The 13032-nt window shown below is 44.9% G+C and carries 12 protein-coding genes; 7 read left to right on the plus strand and 5 right to left on the minus strand.

From position 1 onward, the window contains the following. Positions 1-33: 33 nt before the first annotated feature. From CAN90_RS01515 to CAN90_RS01530, 4 genes are all read left to right on the plus strand, one after another. Positions 34-372 (plus strand): DUF3870 domain-containing protein, encoded by a 339-nt coding sequence (locus CAN90_RS01515; protein ID WP_085832068.1) that lies wholly within the window; start codon positions 34-36, stop codon positions 370-372. A gap of 27 nt (positions 373-399) precedes the next feature. Beyond that, entirely contained in the window at positions 400-1512 is a 1113-nt protein-coding gene (gene ald / locus CAN90_RS01520; RefSeq protein WP_085832069.1) for an alanine dehydrogenase, read from the plus strand. A 105-nt stretch (positions 1513-1617) separates the two neighbouring features. Next, complete coding sequence (locus tag CAN90_RS01525) at positions 1618-3042, plus strand: SH3 domain-containing protein (RefSeq protein ID WP_085832070.1); 1425 nt, start codon at positions 1618-1620, stop codon at positions 3040-3042. A gap of 193 nt (positions 3043-3235) precedes the next feature. After that, on the plus strand, positions 3236-4180 hold the full coding sequence (locus CAN90_RS01530) for a dipeptidase (protein WP_085832071.1): 945 nt from the start codon (positions 3236-3238) through the stop codon (positions 4178-4180). An 83-nt stretch (positions 4181-4263) separates the two neighbouring features. On the opposite strand, the gene CAN90_RS01535 is transcribed toward CAN90_RS01530, so the two are convergent. From CAN90_RS01535 to CAN90_RS01545, 3 genes are all read right to left on the minus strand, one after another. Beyond that, the gene (locus CAN90_RS01535; protein WP_085832072.1) at positions 4264-4911 is read right to left on the minus strand and encodes a GntR family transcriptional regulator; all 648 of its coding nucleotides are present in this window, start codon (positions 4909-4911) and stop codon (positions 4264-4266) included. Positions 4912-5101: 190 nt separating this feature from the next. Continuing rightward, complete coding sequence (locus tag CAN90_RS01540) at positions 5102-6337, minus strand: sensor histidine kinase (RefSeq protein WP_085832073.1); 1236 nt, start codon at positions 6335-6337, stop codon at positions 5102-5104. Further along, the gene (locus CAN90_RS01545; protein WP_085832074.1) at positions 6334-7011 is read right to left on the minus strand and encodes a response regulator transcription factor; all 678 of its coding nucleotides are present in this window, start codon (positions 7009-7011) and stop codon (positions 6334-6336) included. Before CAN90_RS01545 ends, CAN90_RS01540 begins: the two co-directional genes overlap by 4 nt. A gap of 244 nt (positions 7012-7255) precedes the next feature. Between CAN90_RS01545 and CAN90_RS01550 the strand changes: the two genes are divergently transcribed. The 3 genes from CAN90_RS01550 to CAN90_RS01560 are packed head-to-tail and all read left to right on the plus strand — an operon-like array spanning position 7256 to position 10881. After that, positions 7256-8029, plus strand: coding sequence for a polyphosphate polymerase domain-containing protein (locus CAN90_RS01550; RefSeq protein WP_085832075.1), 774 nt, complete (start codon positions 7256-7258; stop codon positions 8027-8029). Then, complete coding sequence (locus tag CAN90_RS01555; RefSeq protein WP_085832076.1) at positions 8022-8705, plus strand: DUF4956 domain-containing protein; 684 nt, start codon at positions 8022-8024, stop codon at positions 8703-8705. The genes CAN90_RS01550 and CAN90_RS01555 overlap by 8 nt, the downstream gene beginning before the upstream one ends. 13 nt (positions 8706-8718) lie before the next feature. After that, the gene (locus CAN90_RS01560) at positions 8719-10881 is read left to right on the plus strand and encodes a carbohydrate-binding domain-containing protein (protein ID WP_143750776.1); all 2163 of its coding nucleotides are present in this window, start codon (positions 8719-8721) and stop codon (positions 10879-10881) included. A 152-nt stretch (positions 10882-11033) separates the two neighbouring features. Here the strand turns inward: CAN90_RS01560 and CAN90_RS13780 are convergent, their stop codons facing one another. Together CAN90_RS13780 and CAN90_RS01570 are read right to left on the minus strand one after the other, a co-directional pair. Then, positions 11034-11306 (minus strand): hypothetical protein, encoded by a 273-nt coding sequence (locus CAN90_RS13780; protein ID WP_242953539.1) that lies wholly within the window; start codon positions 11304-11306, stop codon positions 11034-11036. A gap of 340 nt (positions 11307-11646) precedes the next feature. Continuing rightward, a complete protein-coding gene (locus CAN90_RS01570; RefSeq protein WP_085832079.1) occupies positions 11647-12867 on the minus strand; it encodes an AfsR/SARP family transcriptional regulator in 1221 nt (406 codons plus the stop codon). Positions 12868-13032 lie beyond the last annotated feature (165 nt).

Raw genomic sequence — 13032 nt, forward strand, 5'->3', positions numbered from 1 at the left:
GAAAAGACCGGGGCATATGAAAGGGGCTTGGGTATGGAATATCCCGAGAACACAGTGTATCTGGTTGGTCACGCGAAGGTGGCCAGCGATAATCCAATTAGCATTTCCTATGGAATTTTCTTTCTGCCTTTTGTTGTGGATTTGCATACCCACCAGATTATAGATGTATCTTGTAATGCAATTCTGGATATCAGCAGAGATTTTATTCGTAGCATGCTTGTTGGCTGTGACCTTCTGGATGGGCTTGATGAGGCAATACACCGGGTGCGAAGCCGGTATTTTGGTTCCTCACAAAAAGCCTTGGTAGCAGCTCTGCGTGACGCAAACGGAAGACTGCGAGATATTTTGTCTACCCAGCAAGTAAATGGGTAGAACACAAAATCAGGAGGCATTGCTTTTATGATAATTGGAACTGTGAAAGAAATAAAAAATAATGAATTCCGAGTAGGGCTTACTCCCGACCATGTAAAAGCATATAGTTGTGCGGGGCATACCGTATATGTTGAAAGGGATGCCGGAATCGGCTCTGGTTTTTCAAATGAGGAATACACCCGTGCAGGAGCTGCAATTTTAGATACGGCTAAAGAAGTGTGGGACGCCTCCCATATGATGGTGAAAGTTAAGGAGCCGCTGGAAGCGGAATACGGATTTTTTCACAAAGATTTGATTTTATATACGTACCTGCACCTTGCGGCTGACCGTGCTTTAACAGATGCTCTTTTAAACGCGGGCGTAAAGGGTGTGGCATATGAAACGCTAATTGAGCGGGACGGCAGCATTCCCCTGTTGGCACCTATGAGCCAAATTGCTGGCCGCCTGAGTGTTCAGGAGGGAGCAAAGTACCTGGAGAAGCCGATGGGTGGCTCTGGCGTTTTACTCTCCGGTGTTCCCGGCACACCAAAAGCAAAGGTGGTTATTCTTGGTGCGGGAACGGTTGGAACCAATGCCTGTAAAATTGCGGTGGGCATGGGAGCCGATGTAACAATAACCGACGTTAGCCTACCGCGCCTTGCTTACTTAGACGACGTGTTTGGTGCGCGGATACAAACCATTTACAGTACTGATACCGCAGTGGAAAACGAGCTTGCCAAAGCAGACCTCGTGATTGGCTCGGTATTGATTCCGGGAAAAAAGGCACCGAAAATTATACGGCGCTCTTATCTTCAGAACATGCGCCCCGGTAGTGTGATTGTAGATGTAGCGGTGGATCAGGGTGGTTGCTGCGAAACTACACATGTTACCTACCACGATGACCCGGTGTATACCGTAGACGGCGTGGTGCATTATTGTGTTGGTAACATGCCGGGTGCCGTTCCCAGAACCTCTACCATCGCGCTGACCAATGCAACGTTGCGTTATGGCTTGCAAATTGCAGAATATGGTTTGGAGCAGGCATGCCGAAAGAATTCGGTTCTATACTCGTCGGTAAATACCTATAATGGTACTTGTACCTGCTTTAATGTAGCCGACGGTTTTGGCATGGACTCCTGTTCCGCAGAAGAATTATTTTGAAAAAATTAATACTATATTATATCAAAAATAACTTTAATTAAGGCAACGAAAGCCTACCCGGAATTGAGCCAGAAGCTTTTATATAGGAAAGGGGATACCGGTTCTATGAAAAAGTTGTGCGCCCTTACCATGAGTGCAATGATGGCATGTACAGTTATTGCATACCCTGCTACCACTGCGTTTGCAGTCACCCCCAAGGATGCAGCACAGAATCTGCTGCAAGTGCCTACTGCGCAAAACGTAACTGCCGAGATGCAGCAGGCTTCCTATTGGATTAACCGTATACCAAATGCCAACGCAGTGGTTCTGTCTCAAGATCAAATCCGGACGTTCAATAGTACCGCACGGGAAACACTCGGTACCGGAGTTTTATATGATTTAAGTTCGTATGGAGACACTTTTGCCGGTTCAGAACTCAAAAAGCTGATTGAGTCGCAGGCTTCTGTCCCTTCTGGCGATTGGTTTGTAGATGGCAGAAAGCTGGAGCCCTCCGACTGGCAAGGCCTGAAGGAACAGACGAATACGGAAAGCATTGCCACTGCAAACCCAGTTCGTTTTGGGGTTACGGTTCTCCGCTCCAGCATTCGCAGTTTTCCCAGCAAATCCGTTGTTACAGATGAAGCGACGGATTTAGCGTACGATATTCTTCAGGAGACGGCAGTGCTGTGCAATGAGCCGGTGGTTGTTCTTCATGAATCCACAAACAGGCTGTGGTACTATGTAGTATCTGCTTATTACCGGGGGTGGATTCCCGTTTCGGATATTGCCCTCTTTGAAAACAAAATGCAATGGGAGCAGGCTCGTGTTCACAAAGATTTTCTAGTAGTAACAGGCAATCGGGTTCGTTTGGAGCAAACGCCTTACTCACAAGCGTTGTCTGAGCTAGAGCTCTCTATGGGTACCATCATTGATCTGGTTAACAAAGAGGAAATACCGGCTAAGGTAGCGGAGCGCAAACCAATGAACAATTATGTGGTTAAGCTTCCGGTTCGGCAAGCTGACGGTATGGTGAAGTACGAATATGCGCTTCTCCCTGTGAATCGCGATGTCAGCGTAGGGTACCTGCCTTATACCCGGGCAAATGTAATAGTGCAAAGCTTTAAAATGCTAGGCGATACTTACGGGTGGGGAGGGATGCTCAACGCAAGAGATTGCTCTTCCTTAACCTACGAGGTTTACCGCTGCTTTGGTTTCCAGCTTCCCCGCAACTCTGGCGATCAAGCGAAGATACCATGCTTAACGTATGATTTTGCGGGTAAATCGACTGCCCAGCGCAAACAAATATTAGACCAACTAAAACCCGGTTCTATTTTGCAGCAGCCTGGGCACATTACGCTCTATTTAGGAAAAGTGGATGGCCGTTATTATGTGATAAACTCTACGGGAGGCTTTGCCCCCGAGGGTACCGGTGCTACACCCACCACTCGAATTCGCAGTGTCGTGCTCAACGACCTTACGGTTCGCCGGGCAAATGGTACCTCTTGGCTTGATTCTTTAACCAAAGCAAAAGAGATTGGCACACCGGCATAAAGAGCGAAAAGAAAGTAAAATAACGATTCATATTGGCATACCAAGGGACTAAGATTTCGATTTATTTATTTTGGGAAGAAGGTTATGTACACTGCGGTGCTGTTTAAATTTGCGTTCCGCAGTTGTGAGAAAAGAGGCTCCCCGCTCCAAAAAGGATGAGGGGCGGGGAAGCTGACCGGAAAGAAGGAGAAGTATGTCTATCATCGATTTGCACTGCGACACCATTTCCGTTTTACTGGAGAGCAAAGAACCGCTCCTCTCCAGCGACCGAAATGTAAGTATAGAAAAAATGCGATCTGCAGATGTATTGTGCCAATTCTTTGCCATGTACATTTGTTTAACCAACTTTGAGGATGTGGATGGCGCGTATGATTACCTAAAGAAAATGCATGCTCATTACCTGTGGGAACTGGAAGAAAATAAAGAGTTTATTCGCCCGGCCTTATGTGCACAGGATTTACATAAAAACAGGGCAGAGAAGAAGATTTCTTCCATTCTTACAGTGGAAGAGGGCGGTGTGATAGGGGAGAAACTCGAGCGCCTGGAGGAGCTGCACGACATGGGTGTGCGGCTCATTACACTCACATGGAACTACGAAAACGCACTGGGGTACCCTAATTCAGACGACCCCACGGTTATGAATGCCGGATTAAAGCCCTTTGGCAAAGAGATTGTGGAGCGGATGAATGAGCTGCATATGCTGGTGGATGTTTCTCACTTGTCTGACGGTGGGTTTTGGGATGTAATGGAGCTTACAAAGGGGCCCTTTGTGGCATCTCATTCCAACGCCAGAGCCGTACGTGATTTTCGCCGGAATCTTTCGGATGATATGCTACGTGCCCTCGCGGAGCGGGGCGGAGTGACTGGGATTAATTTTTATCATAAGTTTTTAGGAGAGGACGGACAAGGCAGTGTAGCCGATATGGTTCGCCATATCGAGCATATTCGCAAGGTTGCGGGAATTGATGTAATTGCACTGGGTAGTGATTTTGACGGTTTCTCCGGCCCATGTGAAGTTCGCGATTGCACCCAATTCGGCAAGCTGACAGACGCTTTGACTGCCGCGAAATTTACAGACGAAGAAATCGAAAAAATTTGTTGGAAGAATGCTTTGCGTGTGATAGATAGTGTTCTGTAAGCGCGCTTTAAAAAGTATTATAAGAATGGAAAAAGGGAGCTGAATTTATTCAGCTCCCTTTTTAATTAATTTTTAAGTAAGATTTATAGAACCGCCAACACTAGCCGTAAAACCTGCTGGTAAGAGGCATCTAGGTGTTCGCTCATCAGCTTGACCGCTTTTTGACGATCATTTTTCAATATGACATCGATTAATTCCGTATGTTCTTGGTAGCGTGGTCTGCATTTTTTATTTTGTTCCAGCATAAACACTCGAATCAGCGTTAAATAGTCCAGGCAACATTCCAGCAGCCTGGCTGCATATTGATTGTTTACACTTAACATCAATACCATATGGAATTCATTATCGAGCTGCACGAGCTCACGAGATTCCTGTGTGGGAGAAGTGCAAATGGTGATAAACTTATTGCGTGTTTCCAAAAGCCAGCTGCGGTCAATGTTTTGCATTCCCTTTTCCAGTGCGTGCGGTTCCAGTATTTGCCGCAGTTCGTATACATCTTGCAGGCGCCTTGGGGAAATATGGGCAATTCGGTGACCCTTGCGAAATTCCCTCACAATCAGCTTTTCATACTCTAAAATAAGAAAAGCTTCCCGAATAATCTTTTGGCTGAAATCTGGGTACTTACTTCGAACCTGAGCTTCGCTAATGGCCTCTCCCGGTTTGCAATTTTCATAGATGATATAATTCTTGATGGTGGTATACGCCGGGTTGTTCAAATATTGGAATTGCATGTTTACCCTCACTTACCTAACCGCAATTATTAAAGGCACTATTGACTTCTTCTATCATAATTAATTTTGGGCAAAAAGTCAATTTTATCCTAAAAAACATGCGGTTTTAAAAGGGGGAATAATGCAATTTGCATATAAACATAAGAATTTGCTTATTATTGCAAATGATTACTGGGTAGAAGATAGCGGTTTATACTTGAAGAGGAAACGAAACAAGAAATGTGGTGCCGGAACCTGTGGTGCTTATCGCGCTAATTTTTGCACCATGTGCTTCTGCAATTGTTTTGGCTATGGAAAGCCCTAGGCCATAGCCCTCGGTTTTTCGTGCGCGAGATTGGTCTACCCGATAAAATCGCTCGAAAATATGCTCCAGTTGTTCGGTGGGGATAATCTCGCCGGTGTTATGCACCAACAGCCTTGCTTTTCCCTGTGCTTGCTCAAGGGTTACCGTAACGACTCCCCGCTCGCCTGCATATTTGCAAGCGTTATCCAATAATATCACCATAAGCTGCTGCAAACGGGCGGAATCCCCCAATACGATCAGGTTTGGTGTAATGTTGCTGTTGAGTGTAACACCCTGCTCAAACGCAACAGACTCATAAGGCAAGAGACTGCTCCAAGCAATATTGCTGAAGTCCACGGGAGTTTGTGGTGCGGGAAGGCGTTTGGAATCGGATTTCGCAAGAAACAACAGGTCATCAACCAAATCTTTCATACGTGTTGCCTCTGTATGGGTGTACTGCACCCATTTAAGCTGTTGCTCAATTGTGCTGTCACGGTGGGAAAGTAGAATTCCGATATTTGCTAAAATAACGGTTAGCGGGGTTTTCAGCTCGTGGGAGGCGTCCGCCACAAACTGTCGCTGTTGCTTCCATGCGTGCTCCACCGGTCGCAGCGCCCAGCGTGAAAGATAAACGCTTATCAGGAAAAAGGCCAGTAATCCGCCTAGCCCCACAAGCAAGGCCGTTACTAAAAGACTGCGGATGGAATCGCGCTCGTGACCTCGGTCTGCAAAGGCGATTTTGGTACCGCTTAGCGTATTCTGTTTTAAAAAACGCAGGTCAAGCGACGAAATGGTTCCTTCTTGTGAATTTGCTTGTAGAGCCTGCTGTACTGCCTGCTCTAATATTTGCTCTGAAATTTCTGTGTTTTGCCCCACTGTCTTTTGAATTTCTGAATCACTGTCAAGAATTACGCAAACAATGGGTGTAGCGGGAGGAAGGTTTTGGGGTTTTCCTGCTCCAATTTCAAATTTAGGCGGTACTTTTTCTGAAGAACGGAATAGTGCCATCTTCATGTCGTTTATGCTGTTGTTTTCCAGACGCTGAAAGCTGGTATAGAGTAAAACAGAAAAAACAATAAGAAGAACCGAAAACACAAGAGACATATTAATCAGTATAAATTTTCGCCGCAGCTTCTGAATCATAAAATAGTCTCCTCCAAACGGTAGCCTACTTTGCGTACCGTACCAATAGTAACCTTTGAGCCGATAAAAGCTAGTTTCTTTCTTAAAAAGGAAATATATGCTTCTACGTTATTGTCTTCTGCACCGGATTCCGTACCCCATACCTTTGTTATCAGCTCTTCTTTCGGCATGATCATGGAAGGGTTGTTGAGAAGCAGCCGCATCACTTCAAATTCCTTAAAACCAAGGTGTACCGATTTCGAATTGCTTTGCAGGGTATAGGAGGATAAATTCAGTGTAACATCTGAAAATTTCATTTCTTCTAATATAACATCACCTTGGCGGCGGGTAAGCGCACGTACTCGGGCAAAGAGCTCCTCGGGTGAAAATGGTTTCGTCATGTAATCATCTGCCCCGCAGTCCAGCCCAGTCACCTTGTCCGTTATTTCATCGCGAGCCGTGAGCAGAAGAACGGGGGTTGCTATTTTTTTGGCACGCAAAGCGCGAACCACTTCAAAGCCGTTTCGCTTCGGCAACATAACATCCAATACGATTACATCGTAATCTCCCATTTCTGCATATGCAAGGCCGTCTTCTCCGTCATGAACCACATCTACCGTATATTTTTGTTCGGTCATAATTTGAGCGAGTGCTTCCGCTAAGCGAACCTCATCTTCTACAATTAATACGTTCACAGTTACCCCTCCCCACACTTATTGCAAATGATTTAAATAATGATAATCGTACCGTTATTTATTGTAATCGGTAAGGCTGAAATTACTCTGAAGCAGCACTTTCAGAGTAATTTCAGCCTTTTGTTATATTCTGGTTGCACAGCAATTACTTCAAGCGTTTTGCTCAGTGTAGCATATCAAAATAAATTGTTCTAGTTAAAGATGCTTGTGTATTGAAAAAACAATTGGATGGAGGAAAGTGATTATGAACCAGTACCAAAATGTGTTTAAGCGTTACGAAAAAAAGTATTTGCTCAGCCAAATGCAGTACGCTGCACTGGAAGCGGGGCTGACACCTTATATGAAGCAAGACCAATATGGCCAGCATACCATTTGCAACCTGTATTTGGATACCGACGATTACCAGCTGATTCGTACTTCTTTAGAAAAGCCACTATATAAAGAAAAGATACGCGTTCGCAGCTATGGTGTGCCACAGCAGGATGATACCGTATTTTTAGAGTTGAAAAAGAAGTACAAGGGTGTGGTTTATAAACGGAGAGTTTCTCTGCCGTTAACAGATGCAATGCGCTTTTTGGATAATGGGGTACAACCGCAGGAGAATTCTCAAATCGTAAAAGAGATTCAGTGGTTTTTAGAGAATTACCAGCCAAAGCCAAAGGTTTTTATTGGGTATGACCGAACCGCATTGTTTGGCCGTGAAGATGCGGAACTGCGGATGACCTTTGACCGGAATTTACGCTGGCGAGATTCTTTTTTAGATTTAAGCAGCGGTGACTATGGTTCTTATATAATTAAACCAGAGCAGATTTTGCTGGAAATTAAAGCACCCGGTGCCATGCCCTTGTGGCTTTGCCACCTGCTTTCGGAGCTGGAGATTTACCCGGTTTCCTTTTCAAAGTATGGGAGCTGCTATAAAGATTTTTTGGCTTGTTCGGGTACGTTTTTACCCCATTGTAGTAATTCGCCCAAAAGAGAAGCATATGAAAAGAAATTAGGAGGAATCATTTGTGCTTAACAGTATTTTATTGTCTTCCGCAGCTACTACCACCACGGTTGGAATGACTGAATTATTTTATTGCACGCTGGCATCCATTCTACTGGGGTTGGGAGTCGCGTTGTGCTATATGTTCCGAAATACGTACAGCAAAAGCTTTGTGGTCACTCTCGTGCTAATGCCTGTGATTGTTCAAACCGTTATTATTCTGGTAAATGGAAATTTAGGAACGGGAATTGCTGTAATGGGAGCGTTTAATTTGGTACGGTTCCGTTCAATTCCTGGCAGTGCCAGAGAGATAGGCAGCATATTCTTAGCAATGGCAATTGGCCTTGCAACCGGTACGGGGTACCTAGTGTTTGCCACGGTATTCCTTGTTTTGGTGGGGGTTATTACAATCGTTTTATATTCAACTTCCTTTGCTGCGCCGAAGCAAATTCGCAAAGAGCTAAAAATTGCATTACCTGAAGATCGTGATTACAGCGGGGTATTTGACGATTTATTTGATAAATATACCAAGGGAGCAGAACTGATACAGGTGAAAACGGTAAATATGGGAAGCCTTTATGAACTGCGATACCATGTGATTTTACCCTCTCCCGTTGTAGAGAAAGAATTTATGGATGCGCTCCGCTGCCGCAACGGTAACCTTAGTATCTCTTGCGGGCAGGTTTCAAATCTTCGTGATGAGCTGTAATGGGGGAATAATTATGAGAAAAAAGAGGAAAGCACTTTGGGCAGCAATTTTATCTGCCATATTGCTGCTCAATATAGTGGTTGGTTGTTCCTCGCAAAACAATACTACCAGCAGTGCAGTGGGAGATGTTTCCACAGAAAAACCAATTACTGTGGAATACGCAAAGGACGATTTGGATGCGGCATGGAGCGAAGCTGCCGCCACCACAATTACGCTAAGTGATGCTACCGCAACCGTTCAGGGCAGCGGAGCAGCGGTAAAGGATAGCACTGTAACCATAAATGCAGCGGGAACCTATTTGCTTCGTGGCAAGCTGACAAAAGGACAAATCCTAGTAAATGCAGGAAAAGAGGATTTGGTTCGTTTGGTTTTAGATGGTGTGTCGCTTTCTAGCTCAGTAAGCGCTCCTATTTACTCCATGCAAGCGGGTAAAACAGTAATTGTGCTGGCAGAGGGAAGCAAAAATACAGTTACAGATGCTGCAAATTATCAATTCGATAGTGCGGATACAGACGAACCCAATGCAGCTATTTTCAGTAAGGGAGACATGACAATTAATGGGACTGGCTCATTAACCGTAATCGGGAATTTTGAAAATGGAATTGGCTGTAAAGATACATTAAAAATTGTAAGCGGCAGTGTTGATGTTACCGCCGCCAATGACGGAATTAAGGGACGAGATGCAGTAGCAATTAAGGACGGCACGATTACGGTAGTGTCGAAAGGGGATGCCATTCGCTCAAATAACGATGAGGATACAGCCAAGGGCTGGATTGCCATTGAGGGAGGAAACTTTACCATAACGAGCGAGCAGGACGCCGTGCAGGCCGAAACTATTTTACAAGTAACAGGCGGCACATTCCAGATTGTTTCTGGTGGAGGGAGCGCAAATGCACCAATACGCCAAGATGAGCCAGGCGGGCCCTGGGGAAGAATGGAAGGAGCTGGTGGATTTCCTGCCAACGGGGGTACAGACAATACTTCTTCCAATATAGAGCAAAAAGGAAATGGTCGGCCACAACGACCCGATGGCACGCCTCCTGCCGACAATCAGAAGGAATCAGACAATAAAACAAACTCCAGTTCAAGTATCATTCAAAATCAAGCAGATACAAAAAGTGAGAGTAGTTCAGCCGCCACAGAAGAGAATACAGAAACAGTTAGCACCAAAGCTCTGAAAGGGGGAAGTAGGGTATTTCTTAGTGGCGGTAAGTTCCAAATCGATTCAGCCGATGATGCCGTACATTCGAATGGTTCTGTAATTGTAACGGGTGGCGAACTAAATATCTCAACCGGAGACGATGGAATGCATGCGGATGCAGACTTAGTCGTACAGGATGGAACAATCACCATAAGCAAGAGCTACGAAGGGCTGGAAGGCTCTACGGTCTCTATCAGCGGAGGAACCATTCATATTACCTCGAGTGATGACGGAATCAATGCCGCAGGAGGAAGCGACGATGACACTGCTTCAAGAGACATGTTTCAGGCAAACGAGAATAATGAGATACGTTTTTCCGGCGGATATGTTGTAATTAATGCCTCGGGTGACGGTATTGATTCCAACGGAAATGTAGTACAAGCGGGAGGTGCGGTTTTAGTAAATGGCCCAGTGAGCTCTGGAAATGGAGCGTTAGACTTTAATGGCAGCTATCAAATTTCTGGAGGAATTCTAGTAGCCGCAGGAAGTTCAGGGATGGCACAGGCTCCCGATTCTGATTCAAAACAAAATTCACTCACAGTCTTATTTGACGATACGCAGGAAGCAAATACGCCGGTAAATGTTACGGATTCTACCGGAAAATCGATTCTTACATTTGTTCCCAGTAAGAAATTTCAGTCGATAGTCGTGAGCGCGCCAAACCTAAAGCAAGGCAGTACCTATACCATTAATACAGGGGGGAGTAGTGATGTGAATGAAGACGGATTTAGCAGTGCCGAAAGTTATTCTGGTGGCACTCAGTTAACCGATGTAACTCTTTCGGGTGTGCAAACGGTTATCTCTAGCAATGGGGAAGCTGCTACTATAGGAGGCAGAGGGGGGCAAGGCGGAGGCAGACCCAACCGGAATACCGAGAAAGCACCTGATGCTTCTGGCAATGCAGCTGGAGCTTCGCCGCCATCACAGGGAGGCAAGTCCCTCACAGAGAATTCTTCTGTGGCATCCAGCAAGTGAAGAGTGTAATACAAGTTTGCATAGGAAAAGCTTTGTTGGAAAAGAAACTAGCTATCATTAAAAGTGCCCGGTTGCAGGAGGTTCCTGTAACCGGGCACAACATTTGATTGTAGAAGTGGTATGTAGTTTGTAAAAATGAAAAGAAGAAAAGCTTATCGCGCTTCTACAATTTCATTCTGAACATTTGCCCAAGCGGAAGACATTGGGTCATCCAGAGCGCTCGTTAGAAGTAGGAGCAGCTCAAGCGTGCTTTGAAACGAACAAACCTGGTTTGTGTCGGTTCGTTGTATTTGACCCTGCCAGGTAGAGTTTTGCCGCATAGTAATTTGCACAATAAAGGTTGCGCCATCCTCCGTTGTTTCTTGCAGGTTCCAATTATCTTCCTTTTTAAAAATCTCACAAGGCTGCTGGGTTGAATGTTTCATTGCGGAACCCCCTCTTGCCCGCTCACCGATCGTTTTTTTGTTGAATCTGCGAAGCCGAGTAGTACACTGCGGAATGTCCTTTGCGTCCATCCATATGCTTAGCAGTTTTATTAGCTCTAACTCACTGAAAAATAGAGCAGTTTTTTGTAAGTAGGGATTATAAAAGGCTCCCTGTAAGGTGCGGTTGCGGTATGATGCAATGTGAATATAATTTATTTCGTAACAATGAATCTCATTTTGTGCAGAAAGTATTTCCTGCAATCGAATCATGTAGATATATCCCTTCTCGGCTCTATAACCTTACTAATGCCATGAAAAAGCACGGATTTCGAATAAACGGTTACTTTTCCAAAGGTTCTATTGGCCGCAGAGTAAATAAAATTTGTAAGTCTTTCTTTTTATAAAATGCCTCGAATTTACGGGTGATGCGCTGCATCACTCTCTCGGCATTTTCTATGTTTGTAAGAGGAAGCATTAGTATGAACTGGGAGGAACTGTACGCAGAAACAGCGTCACCCTTTCGAAGGCTCTGCACAATGACCTCCCGAAATAGGTTTACAGAGGAAACGGCCTTTGCTCCATCTACAATGGTTCCTTTTTCATTCATTAGAGTCATAAGTGCAACTATAATGGATTGCCCCGTTCGTTTCATACACCTGGCCTGAATACGGTATAAATTTTTAAAGATTTCGTAATCGCAGTAATATGCGCCCGCATTGTCGGGCTCTTCACGAAGGCTCTCTTTAATTACGGTGAGATCCAGCTCAGACTTGTGAACTGTTTTGGTTATTTGGCGGTATAAATCGCGAAGATTTTCCGATATATTCACGCCAAGCTCACGGTAAAACAGCTCTGTTACATAATGGTAATGTAGCAAAGCTTTATTGTTTTGCCCCGTACACAGGTAAGCGCTTGTTAAGTTCTTGTGCAGCGTTTCTTCAAAGGGAGCCAGCGCAATAGCGGATTCGCAAAGGGTAATAATTTCCCCGTACTCTTGTGCCTCTTCCAACAGAAAACAAAGGCTGTGTACACAACGCAGGTACAAAGCAGCGAGTTCTTTTCGGTAGGCAAGCACCCAAGTAGAATAGCTCGAGTTTGGAAGATAATCGCCTTTGTAGTGCGATATGGCCTGCTGGAGTAGTGCGACTTGCCGCGCTGGCTTTTGTCCGGGCAAATCGGCTAGGGAAGATAAATGCCGAAGCTCCTCTTCATCTACCACGCAAGTCAAATTGGGGTTCCAAAGATACGAGCCGTGCGAATAAATAATATATTCGGTGTCGCTGTCCTGTAATCCCTTTTTTAATAAATCTCTGGCGCGGTACACCAGGTTTTTTAGGGCATTCATGGGGTCAGTGCTGGCGCGAGAATCCGCCCACAGAGCATTTATTAACTGCTCAATTTTCGGGCCGTCACTGCGGTTGGCAATTAAGTATTCAATTAACAGCCATACCTGTTTCGGCTTTCCGTTCGACTGTGTTAGAACATGTTTGCCACGCTGAATACTAAATTTGCCAAGTGTTTGAATCCATATTGTTTCGCTCTCGGGTTTTGTTTGTGCCACTGAGTGTGTAACCTCCTCCAAATACGGTAAGGAGCTTGATTTAGCTAGATATTAGTATAACATGTTAAACGCAAAATGGCAAGAAATTGGGGGTAAGCAGTCGATTTTTGTTACAAAAATATCGTTAAGTAATCAACAATTTTATTTTCTTTTTTGCTTATTCTA

Origin of the sequence: Clostridium merdae (assembly GCF_900176635.1) — a bacterium.
In the GTDB taxonomy this organism is placed as follows: Bacteria; Bacillota; Clostridia; order Oscillospirales; family Acutalibacteraceae; genus Faecalispora; species Faecalispora merdae.

What these genes read in the sequence shown, in the direction of transcription:
- CAN90_RS01515 (WP_085832068.1), top strand. Translation starts at nt 34, where the DNA reads ATGGAATATCCCGAGAACACAGTGTATCTGGTTGGTCACGCGAAGGTG.
- ald (WP_085832069.1), top strand. Translation starts at nt 400, where the DNA reads ATGATAATTGGAACTGTGAAAGAAATAAAAAATAATGAATTCCGAGTA.
- CAN90_RS01525 (WP_085832070.1), top strand. Translation starts at nt 1,618, where the DNA reads ATGAAAAAGTTGTGCGCCCTTACCATGAGTGCAATGATGGCATGTACA.
- CAN90_RS01530 (WP_085832071.1), top strand. Translation starts at nt 3,236, where the DNA reads ATGTCTATCATCGATTTGCACTGCGACACCATTTCCGTTTTACTGGAG.
- CAN90_RS01535 (WP_085832072.1), bottom strand. Translation starts at nt 4,911, where the DNA reads ATGCAATTCCAATATTTGAACAACCCGGCGTATACCACCATCAAGAAT.
- CAN90_RS01540 (WP_085832073.1), bottom strand. Translation starts at nt 6,337, where the DNA reads ATGATTCAGAAGCTGCGGCGAAAATTTATACTGATTAATATGTCTCTT.
- CAN90_RS01550 (WP_085832075.1), top strand. Translation starts at nt 7,256, where the DNA reads ATGAACCAGTACCAAAATGTGTTTAAGCGTTACGAAAAAAAGTATTTG.
- CAN90_RS01560 (WP_143750776.1), top strand. Translation starts at nt 8,719, where the DNA reads ATGAGAAAAAAGAGGAAAGCACTTTGGGCAGCAATTTTATCTGCCATA.
- CAN90_RS13780 (WP_242953539.1), bottom strand. Translation starts at nt 11,306, where the DNA reads ATGAAACATTCAACCCAGCAGCCTTGTGAGATTTTTAAAAAGGAAGAT.